Consider the following 20765-nt stretch of genomic DNA (forward strand, 5'->3'; position numbering starts at 1 on the left):
AGCGCTCAGCGCTGAGGAATCGCCGCGCCGGGTCCGACCTGGCGTTTCATCCACTCGCTCATCTCCCAGAGCGTGTGTCCCACCGATTCGCGCGCCGAATAGCCGTGCGACTCGAACGGCAGCGTGACGTAGCGCACCGTGCCGCCCGTGCCCGCCAGAGCCTGGTACAGCCGCGCGCTCTGGATGGGGAAGGTGCCGGAGTTGTTGTCCGCCTCGCCGTGGATCAGCAGCAGCGGCTCCTTCAGCTTGTCGGCGTAGTTGAACGGCGAGAGCTTCTGGTAGACGTCCTGCGCCTCCCAGTAGGTGCGGCGTTCGCTCTGGAAGCCGAACGGCGTCAGGCTGCGGTTGTACGCGCCGCTGCGCGCGATGCCCGCCTTGAACAGGTGGGTGTGCGCCAGCAGGTTGGCCGTCATGAACGCGCCGTAGCTGTGCCCGCCGACGACCATGTGCTCGCGGTCGCTGACACCCAGCTCCACCGCCTTGTCGATGACCGCCTGCGCGTTCGCCGTGATCTGCGCGATGAAGCTGTCGTTGACCGTCTTCGGGTCACCGACCACCGGCATCGTCGCGTCCATCAGCACCACGTAGCCGTCCAGCAGCAGCATCAGCGGGCTGGTGGCCGCGAAGCTGTTGAAGCGGTTGCCGGAGCCGCTCACCTGACCCGCCGTCGACGCGTCCGTGTACTCCAGCGGATAGGCCCAGACAAACGTCGGGCGACGCTCGCCGGCCTGGTAGCCCGGCGGCTTGTAGAGCCAGAACGACAGCTCGACGCCATCCGCGCGCTTGAAGCGGACGAACTCGCGCTGGATGTCGCGCAGCTGCGGCGACGGGTCCTTCACCTCCGTCAGCGCCTGCGCCGTGGCGAGCGCAGCGCCGCCGCGCAGCGTCACGTTGCCGGGCTCGCTGACGCTTTCGCGCACCGTCAGGACGCGGGCGCCTTCGGTGTCGAGCACGGCCAGCGGGCGCTCGTAGTGCGCGCTGTCGCCACCGTTGGCCTCGGCGCCGGACTGGAACACGCGCGTCCTCTTGTTGTCCGCGAGCACGAGCCGGTCGATGAAGGGCTTGTCGCCTTCGGGGCTCGCACCCGTGCCGAAGTACCAGATCGCATCGCCGTCCAGGCGCACCACCGCGCGACCCGTCGGCTGCATCCGATGCACCGGCGTGCCCGGATCGCGATAGCGGTCGCGCACCGAGCGCTCGACCAGGCGTTGCGCCGGCGACGTGCCGTCCGTCGTGACGAGCTCGGTCGACGTGCGCATCTTCGTCAGGTCGAAGTCCTGCACCAGCGCCTGCTTGCCGCCTTCGAGGAACTCAAGCCGCGACAGCCGCTGCGGGACGCGATGCACCTCGCGCGCCTCGCCGGTGTAGGGCGCATCCAGGCGCATCAGCCGGTCGCGATGGGGCACCTGCGCGCGGTTGTCGCCGCCGTCCAGCGCCTCGACCCAATAGACCGCGCCGTCCGCGCCGGGCGATGCGAAGAAGTGGCGCGGGCCGGTGATCACGCCTTCGACCGGCACGCCTTCCTTCAGCTTCACCTTGCCGATCGCCGCGACCTTGCCGTCGATGCCGCGGACCTCGGCCTGCGCGGCGAAGTCATCCCAGCCGACCTGGTAGCTGAACGGCGGCAGCAGCCGCATCGTCAAGACCTGACCCGGCGTGCCCAGCGCCTCGAGGTGACTGAAGAGGCCCGGCTCGCCGACCGGACGCACCGCGCCGGTGTTCAGGTCGATGCGCGCCAGCTGCGAGGTCGCGTGATGCGCGAAGACGGTCGCCTCTTGCGCATTGGTCAGCAGGTCCTGCTGGGTGCGCTCCGGCGAGTTGCGTGCGATGGATTCCTGGATAGCCGGACCCGACGGCGCGGCGAAGGTCGGCGCCGGACCGCGCCTGGCCGGCACCGTCAGCGTGACGAGCTCATGATCATTGAGCCACACGACGTCGTTCTCGAGCATCGTGTGCAGCTTGAGCTTGGGCACGGCCTTGAGCTTGCCGGTCGCGACGTCGCCGACCCACAGCTCGACGGCCGTGTCGGTGCGACGGTTCAGCAGGAAGCGCTTGCCGTCCGGCGAGAAACGCAGGTGATGGAAGGCGCCACCCGCGGGCAGCACGACGGGACGCGCGACGCCGTCCGCGCCGTTCTGAAGCGGGCGCAGCGACAGCGATTCGATCGTGGTGATCAGCTGCGGGCTGTCGGTCGCCGGGTCGTAGCGCAGGCCGGCCTGACGCAGCACCGGCCGCGCGAGCTCGGCGATCGCGCGCGACTTGCGGTTGACGACGATCGCCAGCGTGCGCTGGTCCGGCGAGACCTGGAAGACCGGCAAGGCCTTCGCGTCGAGCACCGCGCGGATCGCCTCGGACGGCTGCTGATAGATCTGCGCCAGCGTCGCGGCGGAGGTCAGGGCCGAGGTCGACGCGGCCTCGTCCGCCGGCGCCGCGATCGCGGAGAGACCGCTGAACGCGGCGGACAGGGACAGGGTCAGCGGGATCAACGACGAGGCGCGAGGCGTGGGCATGTGTCGGCACCGTTAAGCAGAGGAAGGCGGCAATCTAGCAGCGCCCTCCCCCGATGTCCGACGTCAGCCCCCCGGGTGATCCCGAGGTTTCAGGCTCCCGGCCTCACGTCCGAATCACGCAGCGAACAGACGCGCCGCATGCAGGCCCAATCCGGTCGCGACTGACGCGAAACGGTCGCCGCGCACCGTCTTGGCGTCGGGGTAGTCCGCCGCGATGCGGTCGGCCAGCACGGTCAGGCCGGTCGAGCCGCCGGTGAAGTACAGCGCATCGATGTCCGACGGCTTCAGCCCCGCGCGCTCGACCGTCTCGCGACCCGCCTGCGCGATGCGCTCGATGTCGCCGCGCAGCGCATCCAGCGCCACGGCTTCCGAGAGCGGCACCGTCAGGCCGGACTCGATCAGCTGCAGGTCGATCGTGCAGTCGCCGCCGCCGGCGACTTCGATCTTGGCGTCTTCCGCGCGGTTCGCGAGCTCGTGGCCGAGCCGCTCGTCCAGCACCGTCATCAGTCGCTGGTGATGGCGCGGATCGCCGTAGAAGCCCTTCATGTTGCGCAGCTCCAGCACGCGCTGCGGGCTGTAGCAGGTGTTGATCAGGTGCCAGGTCGCGAGGTCGAAGTAGACGCCGCTGGGCACCTCGCGCGGCGTTTGGCCGGGCTTGGCGGGGCCGAGCGCGCGATAGCCGAATTCGCGCAGGATGCCGGTCAGCTCGATGTGGCGGTCGAAGTCCGTGCCGGCGATGTGCACGCCGTGGTTGGCGAGGATGTCGTCACGGCGATCCAGCCGCTTCGCGCGGTCGGGGCCGACGCGCACCAGCGAGAAGTCGGAAGTGCCGCCGCCGATGTCGGCCACCAGCACGAGCTGCTCGCGGTCGGCCTGTTGCTCGAAGTCGAACGCCGCCGCGATCGGCTCGAACTGGAAGTGCACGTCCTCGAAACCCACCGCCCGCGCGGCGGCAGCCAGCGAGGCCTGCGCCGCGGCGTCGCGCTCAGGCTCGCCGTCGACGAAGTAGACCGGCCGGCCGAGCACGACGCGGCGCGGTTCGTGGCCGTGCGAATCGGACAGGCCGGCCTGCTTGCGCAGGCGCTTCAGGTAGCCGCTGAGCATGTCGATGTACTTCACGCCGCGGCCGCCGCCGACGTCGGTGACCTGGTCGATCAGGCTGGTACCGAGGATGCTCTTCATCGAGCGCATCAGCCGGCCGTCGACGCCCTCGACGTAGGCGTTCATCGCCGCGCGGCCGAAGGCGCGCGGCGGGCCGTCGGCGTCGTCGGCGCCCCTCGGCGAAGTAGAAGACCGCCGTCGGCATGGTCACGTTGCCGCCTTCGAGCGGCACCAGGCGCATCGCGCCGGGGCGTTCGATGTCGGGCACGGCGACCGCCGAGTTGGAGGTGCCGAAGTCGATGGCGCAGAAATCGCGCGGCAGGTCGGAAAGCAGAGAGGACATGGCGGCGCGGCGGAAATGCGAAAAGGGCGCGGATTCTAGCCGCGCCCTGGTTTCGGGGCTCCGGCGCTCCGATGACGCCGGGAGGGGTTCCGCCGGATCAGGCGGGCTGCAGGCTCCGCACGGCCTGGGCAGGCAACGCGTCGCCATAGAAGCCGAAGTCCAGTTCGGGCCGCTTGCCGCTCATCAGTTCCGCCAGCGCGCGGCCGGAGCCGGCGCCGTGCGTCCAGCCCAGCGTGCCGTGACCGGCGTTGATCCACAGGTTGGACGCCTTCTGGCTGCGGCCGATGTAGGGCACGTTGGTCGGCGTGCTCGGGCGCAGGCCGGTCCAGAAGTTCGGCTCGGAGAGGTCGGCGACGCCCGGGAACAGCTCTTCATAGCGACGCACCAGCGACTCGCAACGGACCTTGGAGGTCGGGCTGTCCAGGCTCGTGTCCAGGCCCACCAGTTCGGCGGTCCCGGCGATGCGGACGAAGTCGCCCAGACGCGAGATCGCGATCTTGCGCGCGTCGTCCAGCAGGCTCACGGTGCTGGCCTGCTCCGGCTTCTTCAGCCGCAGCGTGGCCGAGTAGCCCTTGGCCGGATAGATGTTGAGGTGCTCGCCCAGGGACTTCGTCAGGGCCGGCGCATACGACGCCAGCGCCACGACGTAGGCGTCGCCCTTGAGCCATTGCGTCTGGCCAGTCTCGCGCGACTGGATCTGCACGCCCGCGATCTCGGTCCCCTGCGCGCCGCCCTGCGACTGCAGGGTCACGATGTCGTGGTTCCACAGGAACTGCGCGCCGCGCTTCTCGGCCAGCTTCGCCAACGCCTGCGTGAAAACGCGGGCGTCGCCGGATTCGTCGCTCGGCGTGTAGGTGCCGCCGAACACCGCATGCTGGGCCGAGCGCAGCGCGGGCTCGATCGCCAGGACTTCGTCGCGGCTCAGCACGCGACGGTCGACGCCGTGGCGGCGCATGATCTCGGCGCCCTGCGCGCCGGCCTCGAAGTCGGCTTCGCTGCCGAAGAAGTGCAGGATGCCCTTCTGGAGGCGGTTGTATTCGATGCCCGTTTCCGCGACGAGCGATTGCAGCGACTCATGGCTGTAGCGGCCCAGGCGCACGAGCTGCTCGACGTTGCGCTCGAACGCGGCCGTCGTGCACTGACCCAGGAAGGACAGCCCCCAGCGCCACTGCGCCGGATCCAGCCGCGGGCGGAACAGCAGCGGCGCGTCGTCCTTCAACAGCCACTTGGCGACCTTGAAGGGCGCCCCGGCGTTGGCCCAGGGCTCGCAGAAGCAGACCGAGATCTGCGCGCCGTTGGCGAAGCTGGTTTCCAGCGCCGCATCGGGCTGGCGGTCGACGACGACGACATCGTGACCCTGGTCCAGCAGGTACCAGGCGGTGTGGATGCCGATGATGCCGGCGCCGAGAACGATGACCTTCATGGAGAGCTCCAGGTGAACTTGTGGTTCTGCTGCGGTTCAGCGTTGGACATGCATGCTTCAGGCCAGCGGGCGCAGGATCAGCTGCAGTCCCAGCACGGCCATCACGACGGCGATCAAGGCATCGATGCTGCGCCAGACCGCCGGCCGGCGCAACGCCGGCGCGACCGCCGCCGCGCCGAAGCCCAACAGCGAGAACCACATCCAGGACGCCACCGAGGCGCCCGCCGCGAACGGCAATTGCAGGCCCGCCGGCTGCTGCGCACCGACGGTGCCCAGCAGCACCACCGTGTCCAGGTAGACATGCGGGTTCAGATACGTCATCGCCAGCGTGCTGCCCAGGACCGTCGGCAGCGAGGCACTGCCCGCCTGCGCCTGCAGACCGGCCTGGGGGACAACGCGCGCAGCGCCGCCTTCGCGCCGTAGGCCAGCAGGAAAGCGGCACCACCCCAGCGGAAGGCTTCCATCAGCAGCGGGCTGGCGGCGATCAATCGGCCCAGCCCGAACACGCCCAGCCAGATCAGGAGCATGTCCGACAGCGCGCACACCACCACCACCGGCGCCACGTGCTGGCGCATCAGGCCCTGCCGCAGCACGAGCGCGTTCTGCGCGCCGATGGCGACGATCAGACCGGCTCCGGTGAGCCAGCCTTGCAACAGGGCTGCGCTGGACGATGACATCGGAGGGATCCGTCTGAAACGGAGCGGGAGAAAGAAGGTGTTGGGGCGAGCGTTGCCACCCGTCCGAAGGAACGGTTCGCCGGATTGTCGGGAGCACACCCTCTTTCATGAAGCGGGATTAATATCTCAGCGTCTCCATTAGGAACGCTTATGAAAGACCTGGACGCCGCCGGCCTGGATTGCCTCGCCGCGCTGGCCGACGAACGCAGCTTCGAACGGGCGGCAGAGACGCTGGCCATCACGCAGAGCGCCGTGTCGCAGCGGCTGCGCAGTCTGGAAGCCCAGGTCGGACAGCTGCTGGTCGTGCGCTCCCGGCCGTTGCGGCTCACCGAACCGGGCAAGCGCCTGCTGCGTTATGCGCGCCAGCTGGCGGCGCTGCGCTCCGACGTCGTCCGGGAACTCGGCGTGCAGGCGGCCCAGGCCGAGCGGCTGCCGATCGCGGTGAATGCCGACAGCCTGGCGACCTGGGTGCTCCCGGCGCTCGACCCGCTGGTGCAGCGCGGGATGCGGGAGGGATTCGGGCTGGAGCTGGTCGTCGACGACCAGGACTTCACCCATGACTGGCTGCGCCAGGGCGAGGTGCTGGGCTGCGTCACGACCGTGCCCCAGGCCCTGCGCGGATGCATCGCCCAGCCGCTGGGCGTGATGCGCTACATCGCCGTCGCCAGCCCCGACTTCGTCGCGAGGATGCTGCCCGACGGCCTGGGGGCGGCCAACTTCGCGCAGGTGCCCTTCCTGGTCTTCAACCGCAAGGACGACGCCCAGCAGCAGTGGGTCCGCCAGGCAATGGGGCTGCGCTCGGCGCGGCTGAACGCCCGATACGTGCCATCCAGCGAGGGCTACGTGAACGCGGTGCGGATGGGCTGGGGGGTCGGCGTCGCGCCGGAGCTGCAGGTCCGGCCGCTGCTCGCGAGCGGGGAACTGGTGGCACTGCGACCGGAGGTGCAGGTGGAGGTCGCCCTGTACTGGCACCAGTGGAAGCTCGGCGGGAGACCGCCGCCGGCGCCGCGGGCGTCGCCAACGCCGCAAGAACCGGGAAAGCCGGACAGGCCTCAGCGCCGGAAGGCGGTGCGCCTCCGGCGTTGCTGGACCAGATCGGAGAAGCGCTGGCCCGGGGTGCCCGGGACGCCTTGATCAGCGCTTGAGCGACGCGACCTGCACCTGGGTCTCGGCTTGCGCCTTCAGATGCGCGGGGACCACGGTCGGTGCGGCCGATGCGGGCGTGGCGCGCTGCTCGGCCAGACGCAGCCGGTAACCGCCGCGCTCGTGCTTGTCCTGCACGGAATTGGCCAGCCAGGCGGAAGTCAGCACGACGCTGCTGACGATTGCCCAGGTCATCGATTTGTGAATCAGTGGAGACATGAGAAAGCAATGGCTTCCACGAACTAGGGAAGGTCCGGAGCATAGTCACCCCTGAATGAGGGGGGCATCACACCTAAGAGGGGCGCGTGGTTATTTCGCCGCACCTGTGGTGGGCAGGCCCCAATCTGTGTGTATTTGTGAACGCGATTCCACCGCACCCGCGATCTGGGGATTTGCCTGAAGACAAAGACGCGCAAACTGTGTTTCACCGCGCGGCGCAGCATCGGCACCGGGCGGCGGTCACACCCCGTGCTTTTCGACGAGGTCCATCATGCGAATCACGTCTGCCCTGCGCCTTTTCCGTCGCAACTCGTCCGGCACTCACGAACCGGAGCCGGCCGACATGGGCACCGCCTTCGGGATGGAAGCCAGCTTTGGCGACGACAGCGAGTACGAGGACTTCCGGCGCAGCGACTACGGCCTGGAGTCCGAATCCGCCCCGCCGGCCACGATCGAGTCGCCCCTGTCCTGGATGGCCGCCCGGCGCGGCTGACGCGGCAAGGCGCCCTCTGCGGGCGCCTTTTGCATTCCAGTGACGCCGCCCATGCGGCTCTGGGGCGCGGATCAGCGGATCAGCAGCACCGGCACGTCGCTGTGGGCCATGACCTTCGTGGCGACCGCAACCCAGCACCAGCTTGCCCAGCGCCGTGTGGCCGTGCGAGCCCATCATCAGCAGATCGAAGCGACCCTTTTCGGCAACGGCCGTGATCGCTTCCGACGCATGCCCGGTCTTGACGACGTACTGGGCCTTGATGCCGCGCTTGTCCATGAACGTGCGGATTGGTTTGAGGACCTTCGCGGCCTCGTCCTCGTAATACTCGGCGAGCACGGCCTTGTCGAGGACCGCGGCGGCGCGCGGCGGCACGCCCGGGACCACGTGCACCACCGTGTAGTCATGCGATCCGCCCAGCCACTCGTCGTGGGCGGAGAGATAGGCCAGCATGCGCTTCGAGTACGTGCTGCCATCGACGGCGACGAGGATCTTCATCGTGGGGTCCCTCTCTGACGGCCGACGTCCGGCCACGGAACAGTGTGGCACAGGGTCGGTTCCGGAAAGCCGCTTGCGAGCCGCAGGTTGCTTCGTCCTTGACGTTGGACAATCGCGCTTTCCGCCCTCCGCTGATCCGCCGTGCGCCTGCAACTGATCTCCGACCTCCATCTCGAGCGCCAGACCGACTTCCAGACCGTGGCCGCGCCCGACGTCGACCTGCTGGTGCTGGCCGGCGATGTCGGCTCGTACCAGGCCGGCTCGCGGCTGGTGACGGACGACTTCGGCCTGGGCCGCTTCTCGCCGAAGCGCGACGGCGCGCCGTGGTCGCGGGTGCTCTACGTGCCGGGCAACCACGAGTACGACGGCATCGACTTCGCCACCGCCCATGCGCGGCTGCGCCAGACCTGCGCCGATCTCGGCATCGAGTGGCTGGACCGCGAGGAGATCGTCATCGGCGACGTGCGTTTCCTCGGGACGACGCTGTGGGCGGACTTCGACGCGCTGGCCGCGCGCGAGGCGACGCCGACCAAGCAGCTGGCGGCGCGCGAGAAGGCCTTCCGGGCGGCGAATCATTACCTGCGCCGGTTCTCGACGTTGGTCGACGGGCAGCACATGCTGGCCGAGCGGCAGCGCGACCTGGCGCTGGAATGCCAGGCCTGGCTGCGGGAAGCGCTGGCGCGGCCTTTCGACGGCCGGACGGTGGCGGTCACCCATTACGCCCCGACCCTGCGCAGCGCCGACCCGCGCTACGGTCTGACGCCGGGCACGGCCGGTTTCTGCAATTCGCTCGACGACCTGCTGCCCTTCGCGGACCTGTGGCTGCACGGCCACCTGCATTGCGGCCACGACTACGTCGTCGAATCGCCGTCCGGGCCGCGCGGCGAGGTGCCGCATCGCTGCCGCGTCGTCGCGAATCCGCTGGGCTACGCCAACAAGGGCGAGCAGGAGGACTACCGGCCGGACCTCGTCATCGAGGTCTGAGCCCAGGTCTCAGCTCGCCGAGCCCGACCGCACTCGGCCGGATGTGGCTCAGCCTCAGCGCTTGGCCGGCGGACCATCGTAGGTCCACAGGTACTCGCGCGGCATCGGGCCCTTGTTGCGGCCGCCTTGCTGCGTCTGTTCCCACGCGTGCGCCAGGATCCCGACCGAGCGCGAGATGCAGAACAGCCCCCGCGCCAGGGGCGCCGGGAAGCCGAGCTCGGCGTAGATCACGGCCGTCGCGCCGTCGATGTTCATCGGAATGCGGCGGCCGTCCTTGCGCCTTCGCAGTTCCGCCTCAACGGCCCGGCCGATGGCCGCGAAGCGGCCCGACACGACGCCGAGCTGGGCCGCCTCGTCGACCAGTTCCAGCAGACGGGGCGCGCGCGGATCCACCGGATGAAAACGGTGCCCGAAGCCCGCCACGAACTTGCCGCGCAGCTCGATCGCCTCGTCCAGGCCCGCGACGGTCGCGTCCTCGAGCGAGGCGCCGGCGTCCATCCGCGCCGCGATCGACTGCAGCATCTCCACACACTGCTCGCCCGCGCCGCCGTGCACGTCGCCGAGCACGTTGATCGCCGACGCCATCGCGTTGTTGAGTCCGACGCCGCAGGTCGCCGCCATGCGCGCGATGGCGATGCTCGGTGCCTGCGGGCCGTGGTCGACCGCGGCCATCAGCGCAACGTCCAGCAGCTTGGCCTGCTCCGAACCGGGCAGCTCGCCGCGCGTCATCAGCCAGATCATCTGCGCGAAGCTGACCTGTCCGATCAGGTCCTGGATGGCGTGGCCGCGATAGCGGATGACGCCCGGCGACATCTCGATGATCGAGGTGCGCCACCAGTCCGGGCACGCGTTGGTCTTGCACCGGCCCGTCGCCTGCGGGCGCCTTGTCGTCGTCTGGTGCTCATACGGCTTTCCCCTCTTTCAGCGCGGCGCGCTCGGCGGCGCCATAGCCCAGTTCTTCCAGGATCGCTTCCGTGTCCTGACCGAGCCGCGGTGGCGGCGTCGACACCGACGGCGCGTGGCCATTCAGCTTGAAGCCGGTGCGGAGCACGCGGACGTCCCGGCCGACGCCAGGCACGTTCTCGAAGTGGGCGACCATCCCGCGATCGGCCACCTGCGGATGCGCGAGCGCCTCCTTGACCGAGTACACCGGCCCCGCCGGCACGCCCGCGTCGTTGAAGCGCTGCCACCAATCCGCAGCGGGGCGGTCGCTCATCGCGGCCTCCAGCAGGTGCTTGAGTTCGGCGCGGTGCTTCAACCGCGCGTGGCGATCGACGAAGCGCGCATCGGTCTTCCATTCCGGATGACCGACGGTGTCGCAGACCGCCTCGAACTGCTCCTGCTTGTTGGCCGCGATGTTGAGCAGGCCTTGCCCCGTCCGGAAGGTGCCCGAAGGACTGGCCGTCACGTTGTCGTTGCCCATCGGCTGGGGCTCGCGTCCTGCGACGAGCAGGTTCGACACCGCCCACCCCATCGTCGCCATCGCGGCCTCGAGCATCGACACGTCGATGAAGGTCGCCTCGGCGCGTTCCTTGTCGGCCAGCGCCGCGGCGATGGCCATCGCCGCGGTCAGGCCGCCGATCGTGTCCGCCACCGGATGGCCGACGCGATAGGGCGCGGTGTGCGGATCGCCGGTGATGCTCATCATCCCGGACATGCCCTGGATGATCTGGTCGTAGGCGGGCAGGTCGCGCAGCGGGCCGTCCTGGCCGAAGCCCGAGATCGCGCAATAGACCAGCCGCGGATTCACCTGTCGCAGCTCGTCGAATCCGACGCCCAGGCGCTGCATCACGCCGGTCGGAAGTTCTCGACGACGACGTCCGCCGTCGCCACCAGCTTGCGGAACACCGCCTTGCCGGCGGGCCGCTCTGAGGTCGATCGTGATCGAGCGCTTCCCGGGGTTCTGCGCCAGGAAGGACACGCCCATGTGCGCCTGGTTCAGCGCCGTGTCGGCGCCGAGCTGGCGGGCGAGGTCGCCGGTCTCGCGCGCCTCGACCTTGATCACGTCGGCGCCCAGGTGAGCCAGCTGGTGGCAGGCGAAGGGGCCGGCCAGCACATTGGTCAGGCTCGAGGACGCGGACGCCGCGGAGCGGAGATCGACTCATGCGAGGCTCCGTCGCGCGCTCAGTCGACCTTGACGTTGCCGCTGCGCACCACGTCGCCCCAACGCTTCTGCTCGCGCAGCAGGAACTGCGCGGCCTGCTGCGGCGTGCCGGCCATCGGCACGCTGCCTTCGGACTGCAGCTGCCCGATCATGGCCGCCTTCGAGAGCGCCTTCTGCACCTGCGCGTTCATCCGTGTCACGACTGCTGCCGGCGTGCCGGCAGGCGCGACGATCATCTTCCAGTCCGAGGCGTCGAAGCCCTTGAAGCCGCTCTCGGCCACCGTGGGCACGTCGGGCAGCACCGGCAGCCGCGCGGCGGAACTGATCGCCAGCGCGCGCAGCTTGCCGGCCTTGATGAAGGGCACGACCGTCTGCGGCGTCGCGAAGTAGTAATCCACCTGCCCGCCAAGCAGATCCGTCGCCGCCGGGCCGGCCCCCTTGTAGGGATGTGGGTCACCTGGATGGCGGCCTGCCTGGAGAACAGCTCCCCCGTCAGATGGCCCACCGTGCCATTGCCGGCGGAGGCCATGGTCAAGGTGCCAGGTTTTGCCTTGGCGGCGGCAACGAGATCGCCCACGGTCTTGAAGCTCGAGGACGACGAGACCACCAGCACCACCGGCTGCCCAGCCACCAGCGCGACCGGCGTAACGCCTTGGCCGCGTCGTACGGCATCTTGGGATAGAGCGTGGGGTTGATCGCCAGGTTGGCGGTCTGGCCCATGCCCAGCGTGTAGCCGTCGGCCTTGCTCTTGGCGACGGCGTCCAGCCCGATGTTGCCGCCGGCGCCTGCCTTGTTGTCCGCGACGAAGGTCCAGCCGGTGTCCTCGCGCACCTTCTCGAGGATCAGCCGCGACACGATGTCGGTTCCGCCGCCCGGGGGAACGGAACGATCAGCTTGATGGGCTGCGTCGGGAACGCCGCATCGGCAGCCAGTGCCGCCGTCGTGGTCACGCCCGCGCTGGCTGCGGCGATCAGGGTGAAGGCGGTGCCTCGGATCAGGAACTGCGTCATGTCGCGTCTCCGTGTTTGTTCTATCTAGCAGAACGTCGGTTTGTTTGGTAGAACTGTAGGACGTCTCACCGGGCATGAGACGAGGGATTACCCGTGGCCGACAAAGACGACTCCTCTTCCGATACCGCCGACAGCACCGCCGCATCGAGCGGCGTGGCCGTGCTCGATCGCGCGTTCGCACTGCTGGGCGCGTTCGGCCAGGACGACGACGCCCTGTCGCTGGCGGAGCTGTCGCGGCGCACGGGCCTCTACAAGAGCACCGTGCTGCGGCTGCTGGCCGCGCTGGAGCACGGCGGCTTCGTGCGGCGGCTGCCGGACGGCCAGTACGCGATCGGACCCGCGCCGCTGCGCCTGGCGACGATCTACCAGCGCTCGTTCCATGTCGGGCCGATCGTGGAACCGTTGCTCAAGCAGCTCAGCACCGACACGGGCGAGACCGCGTCCTTCTACGTCCGTCATGGCGAGGCGCGGATCGCGCTCTATCGCTGGGAGCCGGCGCGCTCGGTGCGCGCGGCGGTGGCAGTGGGGCAGCAGTACGCGCTGCACCAGGGCGCGTCCGGCAAGGTGTTGTGCGCGTTCTCGGACGCCTTGAGCGATCGGGACGAGGGCCTCGCGGCCATCCGCGAACGCGGATGGGCCGCCTCCTATGGCGAGCGCGAGCCGGACACGGCCTCGGTCGCCGCGCCGGTGTGGGCCATCGACGGGCGCGTGCAGGGCGCGATCGCCCTTTCCGGACCGCGCGTGCGGCTGTCGCCGCCGGAGACGATGCTGGACGCCTGCCGCGCCGTGCTCGGCGCCGCGCGCGAGGCCAGCCGGCTGCTCGGCGGCGATGTCGCGTTGCTGGAAAACGCGTTGCGCACGGTGTCGGTCGCCGACTTCGCGGCCGGCGGCTGAGCATGAAAAACGCCGGCACAAGGGCCGGCGTCGGGAGTCTCTACCGCTCCCCGGGAGCGGCGTGACGATCGGCGGCGATCAGGCCGCGCCGTGGCAGTTCTTGAACTTCTTGCCCGAGCCGCAGTGGCACGGATCGTTGCGGCCCAGCTTGGGCGTGTCGCGGCGCACCTGCTCGACGTGGTAGCGCTGCTGCTCCGTCGCTTCCTGCAGGTCGACGACCGTCAGGATCAGGTCTTCGATGGCCTCGTCGATGTTCTGAGCGGATGCTCCTCGTTCAACAGCTCGACGATCTCCACCTCTTCCGGCGTCTCGGCCGGCAGATGGCGATACAGGCGCGCCAGCAGCGCGTTGATGTTGTCGTCGGCCTGCTCATGCAGGTCGGGAAGGTCACCGCGGCGTACTCGAAGCCGCCGACCCACGGCAGCAACGCCTGGGTGATCGGGTCTTCGGGCAACTGCGGCGCGTCCGGATCGACGGGCTCTTCAGCCTCCGCGTCGACGGCGGCGTCGGCAGAAGCCTCCGCGGCGCCCTCGGCGGGGGCTTCGCCGTCTTCCGCAGCCGCTTCTTCGGCCTCCAGGTCCAGCACCACCGGGTAGAACCAGCCCTGCTCCAGCATGCTCTGGTTCAGCGAGGCGAAGCGGCGCTCCACCAGCGAGCGGATGCGCGCCAGCCAGGCGCGGTCGATGTCGTCGGGCAGCGCGCGGCCTTCGTAGTCGAAGATCGGCGGCAGCCATTCCTCGATCGGGGATCAGGCGGGGCTGCACCAGCACGCCGGCCAGGTAGCCGTCCAGCATCGAGGCGTCCAGCGGCTCGAGCGGCTCGGGCGTGATGGCGAGGAGTTCGTCGAGTTCGTCGAACTCGGCGTCGGAAAGGTCGTGGGCAATGCTCATGGGCGCGATCGTCGCCGGTCGCGTCGGCAGGGGTGTCGACGGACGGCGGCCGCACCGCGTCGATCAGCCGTTCGCGCATCCAGCGCTGGGCGCTGCGGTCCTCGTTGCGCAGGTGCCAGAGCACGTCGACGTGCACCGGCGACAGCGGCATCGGCAGCGGCCGGTAGATCAGCGCCTCCTGGTAGCCGGTGGCGCTGATGAAGGACTGCGGCAGCACCGTCAGCAGGTCGGAATGCGCGACCACGCGGCCGGCGGTGAAGAACTGGTTGACGGTCAGCGCGATCCGGCGGCTGCGCTTGAGCGCCGCCAGCGCCTCGTCGACGAAGCCGTAGGGCCGACCCGAGAAGCTGACCAGCAGGTGATGCGCCTGGCAGAAGGCGTCGAGCGTCAGCTCCTGGTCGGCCAGCGGATGGCCGCGCCGCATCACGCAGACGTAGTACGAGTCGTACAGCCGCTGCTGCCGGATCGCCGCCATGTCGCCCTGCCCCTTCAGCGCGGCGACCGCGTTCGGGAAGTAGCCGAGCGCGAAATCCGTCTCGCCCTGTTCCAGCAGCAGGCGCGGGTCGCGGGTCGTCAGCGGCAGCACGTGGACGTTGGCCAGGGCCCGCATGCGCTCCAGCTGCTGCATCAGCGGCGGCAGGATCAGCGCGGCCGTCGCGTCGGCCATGGCGAGGCGGAAGGTGTATTCCTCCGACGTCGGCTGGTAGTCGCCGGGATCCAGCGCCACGCGCAGCCGCGTCAGGGCCGATCGGACGTCCGGCCAGAGCCCTTCTGCCCGCGAAGTCGGCTTCATCCCGAAGGCCTGGCGCACGAACAGGTCCTCGCCGAGCGCCTCGCGCAGCCGCTTCAGCGCATGGCTGACCGCCGGTTGCGTCATCGACAAGCGCTCCGCGGCGCGCGTCATGGAGCGCTCGGCCATCACGGCGTCGAACACCTTCAACAGGTTCAGATCGAGGTTCCGGAAGCTCATGGAAGGCACTTTTTCACGGAAAACGCGCGAAGGTGGCGGTGGCGCAACGGGACGAAGAAGGCCCTCAAACAGGTCATCGTGGCCCCAGCTTGCGCATTCCTTGGCACTCGGCGCGGGGCGGCGTGACGGCCATCACGGGTTGAACGCGATCCGCCCAATGATATGCACGCTGTTTATACATTCGATGCCCATCTTTCATTGGCGGCATGCCTAGGGGAAACCCTATAGTTCGCTCATCGGTTCTACAGAGCCGACCCAACAAGCCAATCAAAGGAAATCGCCATGAGCGTCGCTACCCAAACCTTCGGTCTTCCGCTGAGCCGCACGGTGCGTCGCGGCGGCACGTTCGCCACCATCGGTGCCCGCGTCTGGGCCCGTACGATCACGAACGTCAAGGCCCGCATCGAGTCCGCCAAGATGGCTCGCGCCGAGCGCGAGATCCTGGCCCTCGCCGCCCAGTACGAAGAGAGCATGCCCTCCTTCGCCGCTGAGCTGCGCGCCGCGAACGCCCGTCGTAACGGCTGATCAGCCGACCCCGCCGGGCGCCGTACGGGCCCGGTCGCTGGTCCGGAGACGGTGTGATGTGAGCGCAGGCTCTCATTGGCCATCGCACTCGGACTAAGCAAAAGAAAAGCCCGCTTCGAATCACTTCGAGCGGGCTTTGCCTTTTCGGGCTTCCCCGGACCCGCCTCTTTCGAGGCGGTCGCCGGGTGGAATTCGGGGAACGATCAGGCCTGGGCCAGACGCTGTTCGATCTTGGCCTTGGTGGCGGGCAATTCCGCCGGCAGGCCTTGGGCCAGTTGCACGAACAGTTCGTCGTGAAGCTTCAGCTCCGTCGCCCAGTCCTCGTTCGAGATGTGGGTGACGGTCTTGTACTGTTCCGGCGTGAAGGCCAGGCCTTGCCAGTTCAGGTCCTCGTAGCGCGGGCTGGTACCGAAGGCGTGCTCGACGCCCTGACCCTGGCCGTCGACGCGCTCGAGCATCCACTTCAGCACGCGCATGTTCTCGCCGTAGCCGGGCCAGACGAACTTGCCGTCGGCGCCTTTGCGGAACCAGTTGACGCAGAAGATGGCCGGCAGCTTGGCGCCGGACTGGGCCAGCTTGGCGCCCAGCGTCAGCCAGTGCTGGAAATAGTCCGCCATGTTGTAGCCCATGAAGGGCAGCATCGCGAACGGGTCGCGGCGCACGACGCCCTGCTGGCCGGCGGCCGCGGCGGTGGTCTCGGAGCCCATGGTCGCGGCCATGTAGACGCCTTCGGTCCAGTCGCGGGCCTCGGTCACCAGCGGCACGGTCGTCGAGCGGCGGCCGCCGAAGATGAACGCGTCGATCGGCACGCCGGCGGGGTTGTCCCACTCGGCGTCCAGCGCCGGGTTGTTGGTCGCGGCGACGGTGAAGCGGGCGTTCGGGTGGGCGGCCTTGGCGCCGGTTTCCTTGGCGATCGCCGGGTCCAGTCCTTGCCCTGCCAGTCGACCAGATGGGCCGGCGGCGTGTCGGTCATGCCTTCCCACCAGACGTCGCCATCGTCGGTCAGCGCGACGTTGGTGAAGATGACGTCCTTGTCCAGGCTGGCCATGCAGTTCGGGTTGGTCTGCACGTTGGTGCCCGGGCGACGCCGAAATAGCCGGCTTCCGGGTTGATCGCGTACAGGCGGCCATCCTTGCCGGGCTTGATCCAGGCGATGTCGTCGCCGATGGTGGTGACCTTCCAGCCTTCGAAGCCGGTGGGCGGGATCAGCATCGCGAAGTTGGTCTTGCCGCAGGCGCTCGGGAAGGCGGCGGCGACGTGGTGCTTCTTGCCTTCGGGCGAGGTCACGCCCAGGACGAGCATGTGCTCCGCCAGCCAACCCTGATCGCGACCCATCGTCGACGCGATGCGCAGCGCGAAGCACTTCTTGCCCAGCAGCGCGTTGCCGCCGTAGCCGGAGCCGTAGGACCAGATCTCGCGGGTCTCAGGGTAATGGACGATGTACTTCGTCTTGTTGCAAGGCCACTTGACGTCGGCCTGACCGGCTTCGAGCGGCGCGCCGACGGTGTGGACGCAAGGGACGAACTCGCCGTTGTCACCCAGCGTGTCCAGCACCGCGCGACCCATGCGGGTCATGATGCGCATGTTCACGGCGACATAGGGGCTGTCGGACAGCTCGACGCCGATGTGGGCGATCGGGAGCCGATCGGGCCCATCGAGAACGGCACGACGTACAGGGTGCGTCCGCGCATGGCGCCGCGGAACAGCGCGTTGTCGCCGTTCTGCAGCAGCGCGCGCATCTCGGCAGGTTCCATCCAATTGTTCGTGGGACCGGCGTCGAGCTTGTTCTTCGTGCAGATGAAGGTGCGGTCCTCGACGCGCGCGACGTCGCTCGGATCGCTCCACGCGAGGTAGCTGCCCGGCGCTTGGCCGGGTTCAGCTTCTGGAAGGTGCCGGCGTCGACGAGCTGCTGGCACAGGCGGTCGTACTCGGCCTGGCTGCCGTCGCACCAGTAGACGTCCTTCGCCTCGGTGAGGGCGGCGATCTCGGCGACCCAGGCGACGAGACGCTGGTGTTTGACGTAAGCCGGTACGTTCAGGCGCAAGCCTTCCATTACGGGTTGGTTCATGGCGGTTCCCAATTTGAGGATATGAAAAGCGGAATTGGGTCAGCTCCGTTCCGGTGGCTCCCGCCCCTGTTTTTCAGAGGAGGAGACCGCGGAGCTGACCCAATGCCGCGCCTCAGCGTGGTGCTTCGCCGAACACTGCTTCCAATGTAATCACGCCGTAACTCCAACGCGCGCGGGGGTTATGCGTTTCTGGAATGGTTTGATGCTCGGCTTGCCAAGGCCGCGCGCGAAGGCGTGGGCAAGCGGGGTGCCAAAAGCTGTCGAAGGTGCTTCATCTTGGAACGATGTGTGGTTCATCTTGGAATGGATTCGCTCAGCTCAACCGCTTCGATGCACACCAAGCTGAAAACTGAGTCTGGCCAATAGGCCCACGCCAGGGGTAGCGCTAGTGATCGAGTGCTGCGAGCGCTCACGAGCCCCCGTCTGTTGATTGCCGCCGAATCCTGACCCACCGGCCGCACTGATTTCCGTTCAAACCTGACCCACGTATGAACCCTAGCCTGCCGCAACTTGCGGCAGGAGCATTGGAGTGATTGACGTGGCGACACTAAGTGTCATCAGGCGATGGGCCCTGCGTGAGCAGTTGTCCATCCGAGATAGCCCGGCGCACCGGCCTGTCTCGCAACACCATCCGGAAGTACCTGCGCAGCGACGACAAGGAGCCGTCGTACGCCAAGCGAGAGAGCCGCAGCCGGCTCGATCCGTTCGCGGAGAAGCTGGCCCAGTGGCTCAAGACCGAGTCCGGCAAGAACCGCAAGCAGCGGCGCACCTTGAAGCAGATGCACGCTGAGCTTATGGAACTCGGCTACGACGGCTCCTACAACCGCGTGGCCGCCTTCGCGCGGGACTGGGCGCTCAGCGCCAGGAGGCCCAGAAGACCACGGGCCGCGGCACCTTCGTGCCACTGGTCTTCGAGCCCGGCGAGGCCTTCCAGTTCGACTGGAGCGAGGACTGGGCCGTGCTCGCCGGCGAGCGCACCAAGCTGCAGGTGGCGCACTTCAAGCTCAGCCACAGCCGGGCCTTCTACATGAGGGCCTACCTGCTGCAGACGCACGAGATGCTGTTCGACGCTCACAACCACGCCTTCCGCGTGTTCGGTGGCGTGCCCAAGCGCGGCATCTACGACAACATGAAGACCGCCGTGGACAAGGTCCTGAGCGGCAAGGCGCGCGACGTCAATGCGCGCTTCGCCGCGCTGGTCAGCCGACTACCTCTTCGAGGTCGAGTTCTCCTGAACCCAGCCTCGGGCTGGGAGAAGGGCCAAATCGAGAAGAACGTGCGCGACGCCCGGCACCGGCTCTGGCAGCCTGTGCCAGCCTTCCCCTCGCTGGACGCGCTCAACGTCTGGCTGGAGGAGCGCTGCAAGGCGCTGTGGACCGAGATCTCACACGGCAAGCTGCCAGGCACCGTGCACGACGCTTGGCAGGAGGAGCGGCCGCTGCTGATGCAGTTGCCACGCCCCTTCGACGGCTTCATCGAGCACACCAAGCGCGTCTCACCGACCTGCCTGGTCACCTTCGAGCGCACCAGGTACAGCGTGCCGGCGTCGTACGCCAACCGGCCGGTGAGCCTGCGCGTCTACGCCGACAGACTCGTCGTCGCAGCCGAAGGCAACATCATCTGCGAGCACCAGCGGTTCATCGACCGCCGGCACGACACGCTCGGCAAGACGATCTTCGACTGGCGTCACTACCTGGCGGTGCTGCAGCGCAAGCCTGGCGCGCTGCGCAACGGCGCGCCGTTTGTCGAGCTGCCGCAGGCCTTCAAGCGGCTGCAGGCCGAGCTGCTCAAGAAGCCTGGCGGTGACCGAGAGATGGTCGACGTCCTGGCGCTGGTCCTGCACCACGAGGAGCAGGCGGTGCTGGCAGCCGTCGAGCTGGCCCTGGAGGTCGGCGCGCCGACCAAGATGTACGTGCTCAACGTGCTGCACCGGCTGGTGGACGGGAAGGCCGCGCCACCGCCCGTGGACGCCCCGCACGCGCTGCGCTTGACCAACGAGCCGCAGGCCAACGTGAACCGCTACGACGCACTGCGCGAAGAAAGGAAGGTCCGCAATGCGTGACTCAGCAACCAACGGGCTCATGACCGCGCTGCGCGAGCTCAAGATGTTTGGCATGGCGCAAGCCGTGGGCGACCTGGCCGAGCAAGGCGCACCGGCGTTTGAAGCCGCGCAGCCCTTCCTGGCTCAGCTGCTCAAGGCAGAGTCCGCCGAGCGCGAGGTGCGGGCCGTCGCGTACCAGCTCAAGCAGGCCAAGTTCCCGGTTTACCGTGACTTGGCTGGCTTCGAGTTTGCGCACAGCGAGGTGAACGAGGCGTTGGTGAAGCAGTTGCACCGCGGCGAGTTCATGGACCGGGCCGAGAACGTCGTGCTGGTCGGTGGGCCGGGCACGGGCAAGACCCACCTGGCCACTGCCATCGGCGTGCAGGCGCTAGAGCATCACCGCAGGCGAGTGCGCTTCTTCTCCACGGTAGAACTCGTGAACCTGCTGGAGCAGGAGAAGCTGAACAACAAGACGGGCCAGATGGCGCACCGGCTCGCCCATATGGACCTGGTGATCCTCGACGAGCTCGGTTACCTGCCGTTTAGCTCATCGGGCGGCGCGCTGCTCTTCCACCTGCTGAGCAAGCTCTACGAGCGCACCAGCGTCGTCATCACGACGAACCTGAGCTTCAGTGAATGGGCCAGCGTCTTCGGCGACGCCAAGATGACCACAGCCTTGCTGGACCGGCTCACCCACCACTGCCATATCCTTGAAACCGGCAACGAGAGCTACCGGTTCAAAAACAGCTCAGCACAACCCACCCAGAAGGAGTCCAAAACCAAGAAGTTACCCACAGCCTGAGCCTCAGTGGCTCGAACAAGGGTGGGTCAGGATTAGATGGAAACGGCGGGTCAGGATCGAGTGGAAATCAACA

Annotated in this window: 14 protein-coding genes and 8 pseudogenes; 7 read left to right on the top strand and 15 right to left on the bottom strand. The window is 68.4% G+C overall.

The window, feature by feature from the left end:
- Positions 1-5: 5 nt before the first annotated feature.
- From ACFJIX_RS06895 to ACFJIX_RS06915, 5 genes and pseudogenes are all read right to left on the bottom strand, one after another.
- A complete protein-coding gene (locus ACFJIX_RS06895) occupies positions 6-2510 on the bottom strand; it encodes a prolyl oligopeptidase family serine peptidase (protein WP_377158686.1) in 2505 nt (834 codons plus the stop codon).
- Between the two features lie 114 nt (positions 2511-2624).
- Positions 2625-3954: pseudogene (locus tag ACFJIX_RS06900) on the bottom strand (Hsp70 family protein).
- 97 nt (positions 3955-4051) lie between these two features.
- The gene (locus ACFJIX_RS06905; RefSeq protein ID WP_377158688.1) at positions 4052-5377 is read right to left on the bottom strand and encodes a D-amino acid dehydrogenase; all 1326 of its coding nucleotides are present in this window, start codon (positions 5375-5377) and stop codon (positions 4052-4054) included.
- A 57-nt stretch (positions 5378-5434) separates the two neighbouring features.
- Positions 5435-5698, bottom strand: coding sequence for a LysE/ArgO family amino acid transporter (locus ACFJIX_RS06910; protein WP_377158689.1), 264 nt, complete (start codon positions 5696-5698; stop codon positions 5435-5437).
- Entirely contained in the window at positions 5695-6054 is a 360-nt protein-coding gene (locus tag ACFJIX_RS06915; protein WP_377158691.1) for a LysE/ArgO family amino acid transporter, read from the bottom strand. The genes ACFJIX_RS06910 and ACFJIX_RS06915 overlap by 4 nt, the downstream gene beginning before the upstream one ends.
- 150 nt (positions 6055-6204) lie before the next feature.
- On the opposite strand from ACFJIX_RS06915, the gene ACFJIX_RS06920 reads away from it, so the two are divergent.
- Positions 6205-7188, top strand: coding sequence for a LysR family transcriptional regulator ArgP (locus ACFJIX_RS06920; RefSeq protein WP_377158692.1), 984 nt, complete (start codon positions 6205-6207; stop codon positions 7186-7188).
- Here ACFJIX_RS06920 and ACFJIX_RS06925 read toward each other — a convergent pair whose 3' ends face one another.
- Complete coding sequence (locus ACFJIX_RS06925; RefSeq protein WP_377158693.1) at positions 7189-7392, bottom strand: hypothetical protein; 204 nt, start codon at positions 7390-7392, stop codon at positions 7189-7191.
- 295 nt (positions 7393-7687) lie between these two features.
- Here ACFJIX_RS06925 and ACFJIX_RS06930 point away from each other — a divergent pair, with 295 nt between their 5' ends.
- A complete protein-coding gene (locus ACFJIX_RS06930; RefSeq protein WP_377158694.1) occupies positions 7688-7909 on the top strand; it encodes a hypothetical protein in 222 nt (73 codons plus the stop codon).
- A gap of 71 nt (positions 7910-7980) precedes the next feature.
- Here ACFJIX_RS06930 and ACFJIX_RS06935 read toward each other — a convergent pair.
- Positions 7981-8404: pseudogene (locus ACFJIX_RS06935) on the bottom strand (universal stress protein).
- Between the two features lie 141 nt (positions 8405-8545).
- On the opposite strand from ACFJIX_RS06935, the gene ACFJIX_RS06940 reads away from it, so the two are divergent.
- A complete protein-coding gene (locus ACFJIX_RS06940) occupies positions 8546-9388 on the top strand; it encodes a metallophosphoesterase (protein WP_377158695.1) in 843 nt (280 codons plus the stop codon).
- 54 nt (positions 9389-9442) lie between these two features.
- Here ACFJIX_RS06940 and ACFJIX_RS06945 read toward each other — a convergent pair.
- The 4 genes and pseudogenes from ACFJIX_RS06945 to ACFJIX_RS06960 form a co-directional block, all read right to left on the bottom strand.
- A pseudogene (locus ACFJIX_RS06945) lies at positions 9443-10237 on the bottom strand (citryl-CoA lyase); the annotation flags it as partial.
- Between the two features lie 52 nt (positions 10238-10289).
- A pseudogene (locus ACFJIX_RS06950) lies at positions 10290-11493 on the bottom strand (CaiB/BaiF CoA transferase family protein).
- 19 nt (positions 11494-11512) lie between these two features.
- Positions 11513-12347 (bottom strand): annotated as a pseudogene (locus ACFJIX_RS06955) (Bug family tripartite tricarboxylate transporter substrate binding protein).
- Positions 12335-12502, bottom strand: a complete 168-nt coding sequence (locus ACFJIX_RS06960) for a hypothetical protein (protein WP_377158697.1) — start codon at positions 12500-12502, stop codon at positions 12335-12337. The pseudogene ACFJIX_RS06955 and the gene ACFJIX_RS06960 overlap by 13 nt, the downstream one beginning before the upstream one ends.
- 93 nt (positions 12503-12595) lie before the next feature.
- Here ACFJIX_RS06960 and ACFJIX_RS06965 point away from each other — a divergent pair, with 93 nt between their 5' ends.
- Positions 12596-13396 (top strand): IclR family transcriptional regulator, encoded by an 801-nt coding sequence (locus ACFJIX_RS06965; RefSeq protein ID WP_377158698.1) that lies wholly within the window; start codon positions 12596-12598, stop codon positions 13394-13396.
- A 78-nt stretch (positions 13397-13474) separates the two neighbouring features.
- Here ACFJIX_RS06965 and ACFJIX_RS06970 read toward each other — a convergent pair.
- The 3 genes and pseudogenes from ACFJIX_RS06970 to ACFJIX_RS06980 form a co-directional block, all read right to left on the bottom strand.
- Positions 13475-13573, bottom strand: a pseudogene (locus tag ACFJIX_RS06970) (SEC-C metal-binding domain-containing protein); the annotation flags it as partial.
- A gap of 97 nt (positions 13574-13670) precedes the next feature.
- Positions 13671-14045, bottom strand: coding sequence for a hypothetical protein (locus ACFJIX_RS06975; RefSeq protein ID WP_377158700.1), 375 nt, complete (start codon positions 14043-14045; stop codon positions 13671-13673).
- The gene (locus ACFJIX_RS06980; RefSeq protein WP_377158702.1) at positions 14021-15256 is read right to left on the bottom strand and encodes a LysR family transcriptional regulator; all 1236 of its coding nucleotides are present in this window, start codon (positions 15254-15256) and stop codon (positions 14021-14023) included. Before ACFJIX_RS06980 ends, ACFJIX_RS06975 begins: the two co-directional genes overlap by 25 nt.
- A 282-nt stretch (positions 15257-15538) precedes the next feature.
- Between ACFJIX_RS06980 and ACFJIX_RS06985 the strand changes: the two genes are divergently transcribed.
- Positions 15539-15781 carry a hypothetical protein gene (locus ACFJIX_RS06985; protein ID WP_067279865.1) on the top strand — a complete coding sequence of 81 codons (243 nt, stop codon included), beginning with the start codon at positions 15539-15541 and terminating at the stop codon, positions 15779-15781.
- Positions 15782-15984: 203 nt separating this feature from the next.
- Here the strand turns inward: ACFJIX_RS06985 and ACFJIX_RS06990 are convergent.
- Positions 15985-17849, bottom strand: a pseudogene (locus ACFJIX_RS06990) (phosphoenolpyruvate carboxykinase (GTP)).
- 529 nt (positions 17850-18378) lie between these two features.
- On the opposite strand from ACFJIX_RS06990, the pseudogene istA reads away from it, so the two are divergent.
- Positions 18379-19911 (top strand): annotated as a pseudogene (istA, locus tag ACFJIX_RS06995) (IS21 family transposase).
- Positions 19904-20692, top strand: coding sequence for an IS21-like element helper ATPase IstB (gene istB, locus ACFJIX_RS07000; protein ID WP_377155421.1), 789 nt, complete (start codon positions 19904-19906; stop codon positions 20690-20692). Before istA ends, istB begins: the two are co-directional and overlap by 8 nt.
- Positions 20693-20765 lie beyond the last annotated feature (73 nt).

It is taken from the genome of Roseateles sp. UC29_93 (assembly GCF_042695725.1).
GTDB classification, from domain to species: Bacteria; Pseudomonadota; Gammaproteobacteria; order Burkholderiales; family Burkholderiaceae_C; genus Roseateles; species Roseateles noduli_A.

What these genes read in the sequence shown, in the direction of transcription:
- istB (WP_377155421.1), top strand. Translation starts at nt 19,904, where the DNA reads ATGCGTGACTCAGCAACCAACGGGCTCATGACCGCGCTGCGCGAGCTC.
- ACFJIX_RS06980 (WP_377158702.1), bottom strand. Translation starts at nt 15,256, where the DNA reads ATGAGCTTCCGGAACCTCGATCTGAACCTGTTGAAGGTGTTCGACGCC.
- ACFJIX_RS06895 (WP_377158686.1), bottom strand. Translation starts at nt 2,510, where the DNA reads ATGCCCACGCCTCGCGCCTCGTCGTTGATCCCGCTGACCCTGTCCCTG.
- ACFJIX_RS06905 (WP_377158688.1), bottom strand. Translation starts at nt 5,377, where the DNA reads ATGAAGGTCATCGTTCTCGGCGCCGGCATCATCGGCATCCACACCGCC.
- ACFJIX_RS06925 (WP_377158693.1), bottom strand. Translation starts at nt 7,392, where the DNA reads ATGACCTGGGCAATCGTCAGCAGCGTCGTGCTGACTTCCGCCTGGCTG.
- ACFJIX_RS06930 (WP_377158694.1), top strand. Translation starts at nt 7,688, where the DNA reads ATGCGAATCACGTCTGCCCTGCGCCTTTTCCGTCGCAACTCGTCCGGC.
- ACFJIX_RS06985 (WP_067279865.1), top strand. Translation starts at nt 15,539, where the DNA reads ATGAGCGTCGCTACCCAAACCTTCGGTCTTCCGCTGAGCCGCACGGTG.
- ACFJIX_RS06960 (WP_377158697.1), bottom strand. Translation starts at nt 12,502, where the DNA reads ATGACGCAGTTCCTGATCCGAGGCACCGCCTTCACCCTGATCGCCGCA.
- ACFJIX_RS06920 (WP_377158692.1), top strand. Translation starts at nt 6,205, where the DNA reads ATGAAAGACCTGGACGCCGCCGGCCTGGATTGCCTCGCCGCGCTGGCC.
- ACFJIX_RS06915 (WP_377158691.1), bottom strand. Translation starts at nt 6,054, where the DNA reads ATGTCATCGTCCAGCGCAGCCCTGTTGCAAGGCTGGCTCACCGGAGCC.
- ACFJIX_RS06910 (WP_377158689.1), bottom strand. Translation starts at nt 5,698, where the DNA reads ATGACGTATCTGAACCCGCATGTCTACCTGGACACGGTGGTGCTGCTG.